Raw genomic sequence first — 14,708 nt, 5'->3', positions numbered from 1 at the left:
ACGCGTGGTACGGCTTCTCGGTGCTGCGTTTGCCGCGTGGGCATTCGGGCTCGGGAACGGCCCCCGCCGTCCCACACCGCTGCGCGTCAGCCCCGGATTCTCACCAGGTTCCCCCATGTGGCAGCCCTGGACGCTACCCGAGTGATCAGGGGTCCGCCAGCCGTCCCAACAGGGATGCGAACGACGGGATGCGGTGAGACACACGCCACCTTGACGCCCTGCCTCGGCCCGTGTTGCACTCCGCTGACAAGAACTCAGCACCAGGGGAAGCCGGTCGAAGTCCGGCGCTGACCCGCAACCGTAGGCCCGGCACCCGCCGGGCGAGTCGGAACACCTGGTGTGCAGTCATCTGTACGGAGAACGCCGTCGCGGACTACGGCGTGGTCGTCACCGCTCCCCGCGGGCCCAGCCGTGCCGGGGGGCGCATCGCCACGCACGCAGCCGCCCGGCAGAGACGAGGGCCGCGGTGGGGACCGAACAGCGGGACGAACGGCGTACGCACACCAGACGGCGGCTGCTGTCCCTGGCGACCGCGGCGTTCCTGACCCTCGGTGCGGGGGTGGCGTTCCTCACGGCGCCCACCTCGGCGAACGCCGACCCCATCGAGCAGTGCACGGCGACCACCGGCGCGGTCGTGGCCGTCGACTTCGGTCCCTTCGGCGGCAAGGTCGAGCGGGGCTGCGACACCACCCTCACGACGGGCTACGAGCTGCTGCACACGGCCGGGTTCACCACGGTCGGCACCCAGCACGACGGTGACGCCTTCATCTGCCGCCTCGGGTTCGGCACCTTCAACTCCGGGACGGAGTACCCCACTCCGGACAAGGAGGACTGCGTCCTCACCCCGAAGGCCACCGCCTACTGGTCGTACTGGCACGCCTCGCCCGGCGACCAGAAGTGGACCTACAGCTCCCTCGGCGCGAAGTCCCGCGCGCCGAAGCCCGGTGACGTGGACGCCTGGGTGTTCGGCGGGACCGATGTCGGCGGCACCTCCGGCAAGCCCACCTTCTCCCCCGACGACGTGCGGGCCGGCGGCGGGGGCCCCAAGCCGGACCCCACCGGCCCGAAGCCGCCGGACGTACCGCCGGGCGCGGTCGATCTCCCCGCCGCCACCCGCTGGCTGACCGGGAAGCTGATCGAAGGCGAGCGCGTCCTCAAGGCGGACTCCACCGATACGGACTACCCGGCGACCACCGAGGTGATCTACGCCCTGGCCGCGGTCGACCCGAAGAGTCCGGCCGCGCAGAAGGCCGCCGCCTTCCTCGCCACCCCCGCGCACACGGAGGCGTACGCGTACCCGGCCGGCAAGGACCAGGCCCCGGACGCCACCGCCGCGGCCCGGCTCGCGCTCGTCGCCGAGGCCACCGGCAAGGACCCCCGCGCCTTCGGCGGGCGCGACCTGCTCGGCGACCTCGTGAAGTACGTCTGCACCAGCGGCGTCGAAGCCCCCGAGCCGGTCCCCGGCTGCATGACCAAGGGCGACTTCCGCACCCCCTACCAGGCCGAGGGCCAGGCCCTGGCCGTGATCGCCCTGGTGAACGGCGGTGTCACACCGCCCGCCGACGCCGTGGCCCGGATGACCGCGTTCCAGTGCGAGGACGGCGGATTCAGCAGCATGCTGCTCCGCGCCGGCGACTGGTGCGACAGCGAGGCGGGCGCCACCGGGCTGATGACCCTGGCCCTCAAGCGGGCCGGCGGTCACGACCCCGTCGTGGAGAAGGGCCGCGCGTACCTGAAGAAGGCTCAGGCCCCGACCGGGTCGCTGCCCGCCGCCTCGTACACGACGGTCGGCAGCGCCTTCGCTACCGGCCTGGCCGCCCAGGCCCTGCGTACGCTCGGTGACCCGCTCTTCGCGGACGCCGCGGTCTCCTGGCTGTCCCGGGAGCAACTCCCGGTGGGAGCCTTCACGTTCGAGGATCCGGACACCGACCCCGTGCTGATGGCCACCACCGCGGCCACCATCGCCGGCGCGAAGACCGATCTGGTCGCGCTCACCACGAAGAAGTCCGACCCGCCGAAGCCGTCCCCGGACCCCACGAAGCCCGTGCCGGGTGCCGGGCCCGACCTGAAGAAGGGCACGGCCTACCTCACCGACCACAGCCGGCTGATCCAGGGCCGGTACTACGAGAACAGCCCCGGCAGCGGCTTCGCCGACTACGGCCTGACCATCGACGGCGCCTACGCGCTCGCCGCCACCGGCGAGGACAACACCACCCTGCGCAACATCGTCGACTTCCTCGACAAGGGCGGCAAGGACGGCAAGGGCCGCGGCGTGCACGACTGGACCCTGATCGGCACCAAGTACGCCGGCGGCGGCTCCATCGGCAAGACGGCCCTCCTCGCGCAGGCCGTCGGCCGCGACCCCCGCGCCTTCGGCGGCCAGGACCTGATCGCCGCGCTCGCCAAGGCCGTGTGCCCGGCCAAGTCGGCCCAGCCCGACCGCTCCTGCGCCGACAAGGGCGCCTACACCAACGCCACGTCCGTCTTCTCCCAGTCCCTCGGCGTCATCGCGCAGGTCCGCGCGGGCGAGAGCGCCGCCGCGGGAGAGCCCATCGCCTACCTGAAGAGCCTCCAGGAGCCCTCCGGTGCCTGGCCCAGCCTGATCGGCGAGCCCAGCCAGGCCGAGGTCGACTCCACCGCCATGGCGGCGATGACCCTCGACCTGCTCCCGGACGCCGCCTCGCAGGCGGCCGTCGACAAGGCGCTGGCCTGGCTGGCGACGCAGCAGAAGGAGGACGGCGGCTTCCCCGGCGCCTCGGGCAACTCCGTCAACTCGGCGGCGCTGGCCGTGCAGGGCATGTCCCTGGACAGCGCCAGGTACGCGGACCGCATCGCCAAGGCCCGCACGTTCCTGGCCTCCCAGCAGAACGGCGACGGCGGATTCAACGTGGCCAAGGGCGGCCAGCCCGGATCCGACGTCCGCGCCTCCACCCAGGCCGTCGGCGGGGCCACCGGCATCTCCTTCGCCACCCTCACCCGCAGCCTGGACGGCACCACCCCGCAGCCCGTCCCCACCACCTCGGTCCAGCCCTCCGGCTCCCCCTCGGCGCCCGTCATCGTGACCCCGGGCGAGAGCGCCGGCGGTACGGGCTCCGGTTCGGCCGGTGGCGGCCTCGCCTCCACCGGTGCCCAGGTCGGCGGAATCGCCGCCGCGGCCGTGGCCCTCGTCCTCGGCGGCTGGGGCATCACCCGCGCGGCACGCAAGCGCCGTACCACCACCGGAGGCGAGGCATGACCGGCCGCCTCGTGCGCGCCCTGTCCCGTACGGCCGCCGCGCTCGGGCTGACGGTGGCGGCCTTCGCCGCCACCGCGGCCCCGGCCGGGGCGTCCCCGCAGCCGATGGGCCAGTGCACCACCTCCTCCGGTGCCGTCCTCGCCGTGGACTTCAGCCGCTGGGGCGGGCCCGTCTACCGCTCCTGCGGTACGACGCCCACCACCGGCTACGAGCTGCTCAACCAGGGCGGCTGGGCCACCACCGGCACGGGCCACGACGGCCCCGCCTTCATCTGCCGCATCGGCTACAGCGGGTACCAGGGCGGGAAGCAGTTCCCGACCCCGCAGCAGGACGACTGCGTCCTGACCCCGCCGGCCTCCGCCTACTGGTCGTACTGGCACGCCAATCCGGGCCAGAACACGTGGGAGTACAGCCAGCTCGGCGCGATGCTGTACAAGCCGAAGCCCGGCAGCGTCGACCTGTGGATCTTCGGGGGCACCAACATCGAGGGCACCGAGGGCAAGCCCACGGTCACCCCCGACCAGCTGCGCGCCAAGAACGCCCAGCCGACCGGCGGGGACAAGTCGGCCCCGAAGGACACCCGCACCGCGGCGCCCCTGCCTCCGAACGTCAACACGGGCCCGAAGCCGGAGAACCCCCTGCCGGCCGACCCCGCGCCGGCCACGACGCCGCCCGGCCCTTCGCCGTCGGAGAGCCCTTCCGCGAGCGCCTCGCCGACGCCCTCCGCGTCGCCCTCGTCCAGCGCTCCCGCGGTGGCGGCGCCCGCGCCCGGCCCCGAGGTGGTCGAGGCGGCGCCCGCCGCCGACGCCGCTCACGACGTCGGCTCGTACCTGCCCGCCGTCGCCACCGGGGCGCTGGTGCTGTTGATCGGTGCCGCCGCCGTGTACGCGGCCAAGCGCCGCCGTCGTACGGAGTAGCCGCGTGTCACGCACCACCGCCACGGCGGCAGCGGCCAGGCCGCCCGCGTCCGGCCCCGCGCCGGACGCGGGCGGCCGCCGTCTGCCCCGCACCCTGCACCCGGTCGCCTGGTGGATCTGGGCGCTGGCCCTGGCCACCGCGGTGAGCCGCACCAACAACCCGCTGCTGCTGTTCCTCGTCCTCGCGGTCCTCGGCTACGTGATCACCATGCGCCGCACCGAGGCCCCCTGGGCGCGCGGCTTCAAGTACTACCTCTACCTCGCTCTCACCGTCGTCGCGATCCGCGTGCTCTTCCGCGCGGTCTTCGCCACCGGCATCACCCCGCGCGACCACTTCCTCTTCTCCCTGCCGCACATCCCCACCCCGGACTGGTACGCGGGCATCCAACTCGGCGGCCCCGTCTCCCTGGAGGCGCTGCTCTCCGCCGCGACCGACGGTCTCCGGCTCGCCTGCATGCTGTGCTGCATCGGCGCGGCCAACACCCTCGCCAACCCGAAGCGGGCCCTGCGCGTCCTGCCCGGCGCCCTGTACGAACTGGGCGTGGCCGTCACGGTGTCCATCAGCGTGGCGCCCCAACTGGTGCAGAGCGTCCAGCGGGTGCACCGGGCCCGCCGGCTCCGCGCGGGCCGCACCAAGGGGTTGCGCGCCCTGCGCGGCATCATCGTCCCCGTCCTGGAGGACGCCCTGGAGCGCTCGTTGCGCCTGGCCGCCGCCATGGACTCCCGCGGCTACGGCCGGGCCGGCACCGCCACCCGCCGCTCGCGCCGGCTGACCGGAGCCCTCATGCTGCTCGGCATGTGCGGCCTGTGCGCCGGGGCGTACGGTCTCCTCGACGCCACCGCGCCGAAGCTGCTCGGGCTGCCCGCGATGGGCGCGGGCGCGCTGCTGTGCTTCGCGGGACTGCGCCTCGGGGGGCGCCGCATCACCCGCACCACCTACCGGCCCGATCCCTGGCGGGCCGCGGAGTGGGCCGTCGCCGGCTGCGGCGTCCTGTCGGCGGTACTCCTCTTCAGCAACGCCGGATTCAACGCAGCCGAGCTCAACCCGTCTATCTACCCGCTCAGTTGGCCCACCCTGCCGCTGGTGCCCGCCGCCGCGATCCTCCTCGCCGGGACCGCGGGCTTCCTGGCGCCGCCCCCGACCGCCCCCGCCCGGCCGACGGCAGCCGCCCGACCGGCCGGCCCTGCTCCCGTCCACCCGGCCGTCCCCGCACAGCGCACCGAGGAACCCAAGTGATCCACTTCGACCAGGTCACCGTCCGGTACGAGGACACGGACGAGCCGGTGCTGCGGGACGTGAACCTGACCGTCGAGGAGGGTGAACTGTGCCTCGTCGTCGGCCACACGGGCGTCGGCAAGTCCACCCTGCTCGGCGCCGTCAACGGCCTCGTCCCGCACTTCACCGGCGGCACCCTCTTCGGCCGGGTCCTCGTGGACGGCCGCGACACCGCCGACCATCCGCCCCGCGAACTCGCCGACGTGGTCGGCGTCGTGGGGCAGGATCCGCTCGACGGCTTCGTCACCGACACCGTCGAGGAAGAACTCGCCTACGCCATGGAGCAGTTGGCGGTCCCTCCGGCCACCATGCGCAAGCGCGTCGAGGAGACGCTGGACCTCCTCGGCCTCGCCGACCTCCGCCACCGCGCCCTGCACGAGCTCTCCGGCGGCCAGCAGCAGCGCGTGGCGATCGGCTCCGTCCTGACCGCGCACCCGCGGGTCCTCGTCCTCGACGAGCCGACCTCCGCCCTGGACCCGACCGCGGCCGAGGAGGTGCTGGCCGCCGTCACCCGCCTGGTGCACGACCTCGGGGTCACCGTGCTGCTCGCCGAACACCGCCTGGAGCGCGTGGTCCAGTACGCCGACCGCGTCATCCACCTCCCCGGCGACGGCCGCGTGGTGTCCGGTCCGCCCGCGGAGATCTTCCGTACGTCGTCCATCGCGCCGCCCATCGTGGAACTGGGCCGCGCCGCCGGCTGGACCCCCCTGCCCCTCTCCATCCGTGACGCCCGCCGGGCCGCGGCTCCGCTGCGCTCCCGACTGGCCGGCTCGGTTCCCCCGCCGGTGCGGCCCGCCGCCGCCGCGGACCGCACGCAGCTCCTCACGGCGCGCGGCATCACCGTCACCTACCACGGCGTGCCGGCCGTCCGCGAGGTCGACCTCGACCTGCACGGCGGGGAGATCACCGCGCTCATGGGCCGCAACGGCTCCGGGAAGTCCTCCCTCCTGTGGGCCCTGCAGGGCTCGGGGCCGCGCAAGGCCGGCACGGTGGCCGTCGCGGCTCCCGGCGGCCCGAAGCCGCAGGATCCGCAGAAGCTGTCCGCCGCGGACGCCCGGCAGCTGGTGGGACTGGTCCCGCAGACCCCCACCGACCTGCTCTACCTGGAGTCGGTGAAACAGGAACTCGACCAGGCCGACACCGAGTCCGGCGTCGGCGCGGACGGGGTCCGGGCCCGCGCCATCCTGGACCGGCTGGCGCCCGGCATCCCCGACACCACCCACCCCCGCGACCTGTCCGAGGGGCAGAAGCTCGCCCTCGTCCTCGCGATCCAGCTGGCCGCGGCCCCCCGGGTGCTGCTGCTGGACGAGCCCACCCGCGGACTGGACTACCGCGCCAAGGGCGAACTGATCCGCATCGTCGACGATTTGGCCGCCGAGGGCCGGGCCGTGGTGATCTCCACCCACGACGTGGAGTTCGTCGCCCGGGCCGCCGACCGCGTCGTGGTCATGGCCGAGGGCGACATCGTCGCCGACGGCCCCACCACGGAGGTCATCGTCGCCTCCCCCGTCTTCGCCCCGCAGACCGCGAAGATCCTGGCCCCGCTGCCCTTCCTCACCGTGGACCAGCTGGCCGCCGTACTCCCCGCCGACGAAACGGACCCGCACGCGTGAGCACGTACACCGCGGCCATCCGCATCCGGGCCCGGGCCGGGATCGTCATCGCCATGGCCGCGTTCCTCGGCATCGTCGCCTTCTTCTGGCCGTTGCTCGTCGCCCCGGGCAAATTCGGCTCGAACTACGCGCCGCCCCTGATCTTCGGCGTCCTGCTCGTCATCGTGCTCTGCGTGGTGATCTCCGAGATCGCCGAGGGCGGCATCAACTCCAAGGCGCTGGCCATGCTGGGCGTCCTGTCCGCGGTCAACGCCGCGATCCGCCCCCTCGGCGCGGGCACCGCCGGCATCGAGACGGTCTTCTTCATCCTCGTGCTGGCCGGCCGCGTCTACGGCCCCGGCTTCGGCTTCACCCTCGGCTGCACCTCGCTCTTCGCCTCCGCCCTCATCACGGGCGGGGTCGGACCCTGGATGCCGTACCAGATGTTCGGCTGCGCCTTCGTCGGCATGCTCGCCGGCTTCCTCCCGAAGGCCACGGGGCGCCGGGAGGTCGCCCTGCTCGCCGGCTACGGCTCGGTGTCCGGCTACCTCTTCGGCTTCCTCCTCAACCTCTCCTTCTGGCCCTTCTCCCTCGATCCGAACAGCTCCATCGCCTACCTCCCCGGGCTCCCCTTCACCGAGCAGTTCCAGCGCTACCTCGCCTTCGACCTGGCCACGTCCCTCGGCTGGGACACCGGCCGCGCCGTCACCAATTTCGTCTGCATCTGCCTGGCCGGCCCGGCCGTCCTGACCGTCTTCCGCCGCGCCGCCCGCAAGGCCCGCTTCCAGGCCCCGGTCCGCTTCGCGCCCGGCACGCCCCCGGCCGGGGACACGCCGCCGGGGCAGCAGCAGGCTCACTGAGGCGGTTCCGCGGGACGCCAGGGGATCTCGGCCCACACCTGCTTGCCGCCGCTGAGCGGGACCGAACCCCAGGCCATCGCCGTCGCCTCGACGATGAGCAGCCCGCGACCGCCGGTCGCCTCCCAGCTCACCGACACCGGTTTGACGGGGCTGCGCGGCGATGCGTCGTTCACGGCGATCCGCAGCCGGTCCGCCGACAGGGTCAGATCCATCCCCACCTCTCCCTGAGTGTGCGCGACGGCGTTGGTGACCAGCTCGGACACGATCAGCAGCGCCGTGTCGAGCTCCTCCACCACTCCCCAGGTCCGCAGGGTGCGCGCGGTGAACCGGCGCGCGTGCAGGACCGCCTTGGGCAGCCGCCACACCGTCCAGTGGCTCCGCTTCGGCCGGCCGCGTGTGCCGTCGTAGCGGAGCAGCAGCAACGCCACGTCGTCGTCGCGGCGGCCCACGCGCATGACCAACTCGTCGGCCAGTCCTCCGACATCGACCGGGTCGGCCTCGGCGGCCACGTCGCAGACCCTCCGCATGCCCTCCTCCACGTGCAGCCTGGCGGACTCGACCAGACCGTCCGTCAGCAGGATGAGCAGGGTCCCGGGGAGCAATCCGGTCTCGGTCATGGGGAATTCGGCCTCTTCCAGCACGCCGAGGGGAGGCCCGCCCTCGACCACCATCTCCTCGGTGACGCCGTCGGGATGGCGCAGGATCGGCGGGAGATGGCCGGCCCGTACGACGCGGGCGATGCCCTCCTCCATGTCCAGGTCCACGTACCCGCAGGTGGCGAACAGGTCGGTCTCCATGCCGACGAGCAGCCGATTGGCCCGTGCGACCACCACGTCGGGCGGGTGGCCCTCCACCGCGTAGGCCCTGACCGCGGTCCGCATCTGGCCCATGATGGTGGCGGCTCCCGCGCTGTGCCCCTGTACGTCTCCGATGACGAACGCCACATGTCCGTCACCGAGCGGAATGACGTCGTACCAGTCGCCGCCGACCTCGAGGCCGGCCGTCGCGGGCAGGTAGCGGGCGACGGCCACCCCGCCCGGCAGCTCGGGGAGCTTACGGGGCAGCAGGCTGCGCTGGAGCATGGTGGCGAGTTCGTGCCCCGCGTCCAGTGCGTGGGCGCGTACCAGCGCCTGCCCCACCAGCCCCGCGGCCGCGGTCAGCAGGGACCGCTCCTCGGGTCCGAACCGGTGCTCCGTGTCCCACCCGACCAGGCACACGCCGACCATCCGGCCTTCGGCGGGCAGCGGCAGCACCGCGAGACCACCGGGCCCGACGCCCAGCAGACCGGGTTCGAGGTCCGCGCCCGGCGGCCACAGGCTCATGTGTCCGCCGCGCAGCGCGCTCTCCAGGGTGGGCAGGTCGCTGAGCGACACGTCGGGCCACTCGGACCGCCATTCCGCGCGCCAGACGTCGGGCCAGGCGTCGGGCTCGGGAGGGTCGAGGGCGGTGACCCTGAGCCGTTCGAGTTCCAGTTCGCCGACCGCGACCCGGCAGGCACCGAGCGGCTCGCGCAGGGCGGCGACCACCAGCCTGCTGACCTCGCGGATGGTGGCCGCTCCCGCCAGCGTGGCCGACAGCCGCTGCACGACGGAGACCTCGTCGGCGCTGGGGCGCAGATAGGTGGCATCGGCCACCACGCCCAGCACGCGCCGGGGTGTGCCGGCGGAGTCCACCTCCACGCGGCAGCGCAGTCCCAGCCAGCGCAGCTCGCCGTTCGGGCGGCGGATGCGGAACGCCAGCTGCTGTCCGGCCGCGGCGGCCAGCCGGTCCGGTTCCACGAGGGCCATGAGTGCGGGCATGTCGTCGGGGACGGCGCAGGCGAGGAGGGTCTCCACCTGCCCGTCGAACTGCTCGGGGGGCAGACCGAGCAGTTCGAGCACGTGCGCGTGGGCCTCCATGCGGCCGGTGGCCAGCTCCAGGATGAACGCGCCGCCCTGGTCGGGCACCAGCGACTGGCCCAGATGCGCCTGCGGGGCCTTGCGCCCGGCGAAACGGGCGGCGACCGATTCGAGTCCGGCGGCGACCTGATCGGCGTAGAGCTCCAGGAGGCTGCGGTCGTCGGCGCTGAAGCCGTCCCCGACCTCGCCGGCGACGATCAGGCACCCGAGCTCCTGGTCGCCGTGGCCGAGCGGCAGTGCGCCCAGCGAGATCCTGGCCGGCGATTGGGGGGCGCCGTCCCGGACCCGGGTCGGGAAGTGGTGGGGGTCGTCCTCGATGAACTCGGCGAGTTCCTTGGGCGTCAGCCACAGCGGGCGGCCGGAGCGGAAGGCGTTGGCGGCGGGCGAATGGCCTGCCACGGCAAGGATCGCGGGCAGCCCGTAGAGAACCCCGCGGTTTCCGGTCAGCTCGGCCAGATGGAGTTCCCTTTCCTGGTCGGCGACCACGTAGACAGCGGCGAGCTCGGCCCCGCAGAACGCAAAGCGATGTCTGGTCACCGTCCGTGTCGCCTCCTGCCGAGGACATCCCGCGGCGCGCCCTCTCTCTCCATGCTGTCGCGACCGGGACGGTTCGGGCGAGTCGGAACGCGGTCCGGAGGGCCGGGCGCCACTACGCTGCGTGAGGTGAGCGTGACGGGAAGGATGCAGCGGGCCCGATGAGAACACAACTGGTTGCGCGTACGAAGACCCGCCGCACGAAGTGGCCGGCCTTCGTGGAATCGACCCACAGCGGCTTGACCGATCAACCTGCGGCAACGTAGCTTCGACCGCACCCGCCCATGAGCTGCTGGAAGGAGGCGAAGCCGGATGTCGACCCTCTCCGAACTGCCTCGCCCCGCACACCAGATCGCCTGGGCTCCGGGTCGTGTGGCACACGGCTGCTGAACAGCCCCCTCACCGGCGTGCCCGCTCGTGGCCCCGGCACCTTCTCATCTCTGTCATCACTCACGGCACTTCGTTGTGTGCCGATGTGTCGCGCTCCGGTCTGCCGAGCCGCGACCACGAAGAGAGAAAGCTCCTGCACATGGCGATTATCACGGTCAACGGGAAAGAAGCACCGATCTCACCGGCCGCACCCCACACCACGGTGCTTGATTTCCTGCGCGAGCGCGGACTGACCGGCACCAAGGAGGGCTGCGCCGAGGGTGAGTGCGGCGCCTGCTCGGTCCTGGTGGCCCGGCCCGGGGTGAACAAGCCCACGGACTGGGTGGCGGTCAACGCCTGCCTGGTCCCGGTCGCGGCGCTCGACGGCCAGGAGGTCATCACCTCCGAAGGCCTCGCCACCGCCGGCGCGTCCGGCGAGCCGGCCGTACTGCACCCCGTACAGGAGGAGATGGCCGTCCGCGGCGGCTCCCAATGCGGGTACTGCACACCGGGGTTCATCTGCAGCATGGCCTCCGAGTACTACCGGCCCGACCGCTGCGCGCACCCGAAGGCGGAGGGAGCCGCGGCCGACGGCACCGACTCCGAGCACGGTCCGAACGGTTTCGATCTGCACGCGCTGAGCGGAAACCTGTGCCGCTGCACCGGCTACCGCCCGATCCGCGATGCCGCCTTCGCCGTCGGCACGCCCGCCGAGAACGACCCCCTGGCGCAGCGCCGCGAGCAGTCCCCGCCCGCACCCGTCGCCACCGAATACACCCGGGACGACAGCGCGTTCCTGCGGCCGGGCACCCTGTCCGATGCGCTGCGGCTGCTGCGCGAGCGGCCCGACGCGGTGGTCGTCGCCGGCAGCACCGACTGGGGCGTGGAGGTGAACATCCGCTCCCGACGCGCCGGTTGTGTGATCGCTGTGGACCGGTTGCCCGAACTGCGGGAACTGCGCGTCGAGTCCGGCCACATCGAGATCGGGGCGGCGCAGACGCTCACCGAGATCGAACGCCGCCTCGACGGCGGCGTCCCCCTGCTGGCAGAGCTGTTCCCCCAGTTCGCTTCCCGGCTCATCCGCAACAGCGCCACCCTCGGCGGCAACCTCGGTACCGGCTCCCCCATCGGTGACAGCCCGCCGGTCCTGCTCGCGCTGGAGGCGTCGGTGGTGCTCGCCGGCGTCGACGGTGACCGCGAGGTCCCCCTCTCCGACTACTTCACCGGCTACCGGCAGAGCGTGCGCCGCCCCGGCGAGCTGATCCGCGCGGTGCGCGTCCCGCTGCCGCTGTCGCCGGTCACGGCCTTCCACAAGATCGCCAAACGGCGCTTCGACGACATCTCCAGCGTGGCGGTCGCCTTCGCGCTCGACATCGAGGACGGGACCGTACGCAAGGCACGCATCGGCCTGGGCGGCGTGGCCGCCACCCCGATCCGCGCCCTCGCCGCCGAGGCGGCCCTGGAGGGCGAGCGGTGGACGGCGGAGACCGTCGAGGCCGCGGCCCGGGTGCTGCGGGACGAGGGCACCCCGATGGACGACCACCGCGCCAGCGCCGGCTACCGCTCCGCGATGCTCGGCCAGAGCCTGTTGAAGCTGTACGCGCGAACCACCGAGGCGGTGTCGTCATGAGCCAGTTGTCCGAGCGCCCCGAAAAGCCTGTCGTCGGGCTTTCGATGCCACACGAGAGCGCCAACCTGCACGTCACCGGCGCCGCGCTGTACACCGACGATCTGGTCCACCGCACCAAGGACGTCCTGCACGCCCACCCGGTCCAGGTCATGAAGGCCCACGGCAGGATCACCGCGCTGCACACCGGGCCCGCGCTCGCCGTGCCCGGTGTGGTCCGCGTGCTGACGGGTGCCGACGTACCCGGCGTCAACGATGCCGGCATGAAGCACGACGAACCGCTCTTCCCCGACGAGGTCATGTTCCACGGCCACGCCGTCGCCTGGGTGCTCGGCGAGACCCTGGAGGCGGCCCGGCTCGGGGCGGCGGCCGTCGAGGTGGAACTCGACGAGAAGCCCTCCGTGATCACGCTGCGGGAGGCGATCGCGGCGGAGAGTTTCCACGGCGCCCGGCCCGTGATGGTGACCGGTGACGTCGACGCCGGCTTCGCCGACTCCGCGCACGTGTTCACCGGCGAGTTCCAGTTCTCCGATCAGGAACACTTCTATCTCGAGACGCACGCGGCGCTGGCCCTCGTCGACGAGAACGGGCAGATGTTCGTCCAGAGCAGCACCCAGCACCCCTCGGAGACACAGGAGATCGTCGCGCACGTCCTCGGGCTGCACAGCCACGAGGTGACCGTGCAGTGCCTGCGGATGGGGGGCGGCTTCGGCGGCAAGGAGATGCAGCCGCACGGGTTCGCAGCCATCGCCGCTCTCGGCGCGAGGCTGACCGGCCGGCCGGTCCGGGTGCGGCTCAACCGGACCCAGGACCTGACCATGTCGGGCAAGCGCCACGGGTTCCACGCCACATGGAAGATCGGCTTCGACTCGGAGGGCCACATCCAGGCCCTGGACGCCACCCTGACCGCGGACGGCGGCTGGAGCCTGGACCTGTCCGAGCCGGTGGTGGCCCGCGCGCTGTGCCACATCGACAACACGTACTGGATCCCGCACGCGCGCATCGCCGGACGCATCGCCAGGACCAACAAGGTCTCCAACACCGCCTTCCGCGGTTTCGGCGGACCGCAGGGCATGCTGGTGATCGAGGACATCATGGGCCGGTGCGCTCCGCTGCTCGGCCTGGATCCGATGGAGCTGCGCGAACGCAACTTCTACCGGCAGGGCCAGTCGACGCCGTACGGACAGCCGGTCCTGCACCCCGAACGGATCTCCACCGTCTGGCGGCAGGTCCGGGAGGACGCCGCCCTCGCCGATCGCAGGCAGGAGATCGCGGCTTTCAACGCCGCGCACCCGCACACCAAGCGGGCGCTCGCGATCACCGGGATCAAGTTCGGCATCTCGTTCAACCTCACCGCCTTCAACCAGGCCGGCGCGCTGGTGCTGGTCTACAAGGACGGCTCGGTCCTGATCAACCACGGCGGCACCGAGATGGGGCAGGGCCTGCACACCAAGATGCTCCAGGTGGCCGCGACCACGCTGGGCATCCCGCTGCACAAGGTGCGGCTGGCCCCGACCCGCACGGACAAGGTGCCCAACACCTCCGCCACCGCCGCCAGTGCCGGGGCGGACCTCAACGGCGCGGCGGTGAAGAACGCCTGCGAGCAGATCCGCGAGCGGCTGTCGCGGGTGGCCGGCACCCAGCTGGGTGCGAACGCCTCGGACGTGCGCATCGTCGAGGGCGTCGCGCGCGTCCTCGGCAACGACAAGGAGCTGGCCTGGGACGAGCTGGTGCGCACCGCGTACTTCCAGCGGGTCCAGTTGTCGGCGGCCGGTTTCTACCGGACCGAGGGCCTGCACTGGGACGCGAAGGCCTTCCAGGGCTCCCCGTTCAAGTACTTCTCCTACGGCGCCGCCGCGACCGAGGTGGAGGTGGACGGGTTCACCGGCGCGTACCGGATCCGTCGGGTGGACATCGTGCACGACGTCGGCGACAGCCTCTCCCCGATGATCGACATCGGTCAGGTCGAGGGCGGGTTCGTGCAGGGCGCCGGCTGGCTGACGCTGGAGGACCTGCGGTGGGACGCCGGAGACGGGCCGAACCGCGGCCGGCTGCTGACCCAGGCCGCGAGCACGTACAAGCTGCCGAGCTTCTCGGAGATGCCCGAGGAGTTCCACGTCAGGCTGTTGGAGAACGCCACCGAGGAGGGCGCGGTCTACGGGTCCAAGGCGGTGGGTGAGCCTCCGCTGATGCTGGCGTTCTCGGTGCGGGAAGCCCTGCGGCAGGCGGCCGGGGAATTCGGGCCCGCCGGAGTCAGCGTGGAACTCGCCTCCCCCGCCACACCGGAGGCGGTGTACTGGGCGATCGAAGCGGTCCGCGGGGGCGGTGCGCGGCACGACGGTCGCGCTCCCGGCGCCGGCGAGGTCCCCGCCGGAGCAAGTGCCTTGAGTCATGCCTGAC

General features: G+C 72.7%; 8 protein-coding genes and 2 riboswitches. Of the genes, 7 read left to right on the top strand and 1 reads right to left on the bottom strand.

Annotation, left to right across the window (positions count from 1 at the left end; all coding sequences use genetic code 11):
• Positions 1–17 precede the first annotated feature (17 nt).
• Positions 18–151: riboswitch (cobalamin riboswitch) on the bottom strand.
• Positions 152–219: 68 nt separating this feature from the next.
• Positions 220–357: riboswitch (cobalamin riboswitch) on the top strand.
• Positions 358–466: 109 nt separating this feature from the next.
• Genes ACFYZ4_RS32200 through ACFYZ4_RS32180 form a run of 5 tightly spaced genes read left to right on the top strand, consistent with a single transcriptional unit; the run spans position 467 to position 7,880 of the window.
• Entirely contained in the window at positions 467–3,235 is a 2,769-nt protein-coding gene (locus tag ACFYZ4_RS32200; RefSeq protein ID WP_390785516.1) for a prenyltransferase/squalene oxidase repeat-containing protein, read from the top strand.
• The gene (locus ACFYZ4_RS32195; protein ID WP_390785515.1) at positions 3,232–4,152 is read left to right on the top strand and encodes a hypothetical protein; all 921 of its coding nucleotides are present in this window, start codon (positions 3,232–3,234) and stop codon (positions 4,150–4,152) included. Before ACFYZ4_RS32200 ends, ACFYZ4_RS32195 begins: the two co-directional genes overlap by 4 nt.
• 4 nt (positions 4,153–4,156) lie before the next feature.
• Positions 4,157–5,389, top strand: a complete 1,233-nt coding sequence (locus ACFYZ4_RS32190; protein ID WP_390785514.1) for an energy-coupling factor transporter transmembrane component T — start codon at positions 4,157–4,159, stop codon at positions 5,387–5,389.
• Entirely contained in the window at positions 5,386–7,041 is a 1,656-nt protein-coding gene (locus tag ACFYZ4_RS32185; protein ID WP_384349088.1) for an ABC transporter ATP-binding protein, read from the top strand. The genes ACFYZ4_RS32190 and ACFYZ4_RS32185 overlap by 4 nt, the downstream gene beginning before the upstream one ends.
• Complete coding sequence (locus tag ACFYZ4_RS32180; RefSeq protein ID WP_390785513.1) at positions 7,038–7,880, top strand: ECF transporter S component; 843 nt, start codon at positions 7,038–7,040, stop codon at positions 7,878–7,880. The genes ACFYZ4_RS32185 and ACFYZ4_RS32180 overlap by 4 nt, the downstream gene beginning before the upstream one ends.
• Here the strand turns inward: ACFYZ4_RS32180 and ACFYZ4_RS32175 are convergent.
• Positions 7,874–10,315 carry a SpoIIE family protein phosphatase gene (locus tag ACFYZ4_RS32175; protein ID WP_351300891.1) on the bottom strand — a complete coding sequence of 814 codons (2,442 nt, stop codon included), beginning with the start codon at positions 10,313–10,315 and terminating at the stop codon, positions 7,874–7,876. The two genes, ACFYZ4_RS32180 and ACFYZ4_RS32175, sit on opposite strands and share 7 nt — an antisense overlap.
• A 520-nt stretch (positions 10,316–10,835) precedes the next feature.
• Between ACFYZ4_RS32175 and ACFYZ4_RS32170 the strand changes: the two genes are divergently transcribed.
• Together ACFYZ4_RS32170 and xdhB are read left to right on the top strand one after the other, a co-directional pair.
• Positions 10,836–12,311 (top strand): xanthine dehydrogenase small subunit, encoded by a 1,476-nt coding sequence (locus ACFYZ4_RS32170; RefSeq protein WP_390785533.1) that lies wholly within the window; start codon positions 10,836–10,838, stop codon positions 12,309–12,311.
• Positions 12,308–14,707 (top strand): xanthine dehydrogenase molybdopterin binding subunit, encoded by a 2,400-nt coding sequence (gene xdhB / locus ACFYZ4_RS32165; RefSeq protein ID WP_351300888.1) that lies wholly within the window; start codon positions 12,308–12,310, stop codon positions 14,705–14,707. Before ACFYZ4_RS32170 ends, xdhB begins: the two co-directional genes overlap by 4 nt.
• Position 14,708 lies beyond the last annotated feature (1 nt).

Origin of the sequence: Streptomyces sp. NPDC001513, assembly GCF_042894695.1 — a bacterium.
Taxonomy (GTDB): Bacteria; Actinomycetota; Actinomycetes; order Streptomycetales; family Streptomycetaceae; genus Streptomyces.
The sequence above is the reverse complement of the archived record's forward strand: the minus strand, read 5'-3'. Positions and strand labels throughout refer to the sequence as shown.

Coding starts and splice junctions, on each gene's coding strand:
- ACFYZ4_RS32195 (WP_390785515.1), top strand. CDS start 3,232: ATGACCGGCCGCCTCGTGCGCGCCCTGTCCCGTACGGCCGCCGCGCTC.
- xdhB (WP_351300888.1), top strand. CDS start 12,308: ATGAGCCAGTTGTCCGAGCGCCCCGAAAAGCCTGTCGTCGGGCTTTCG.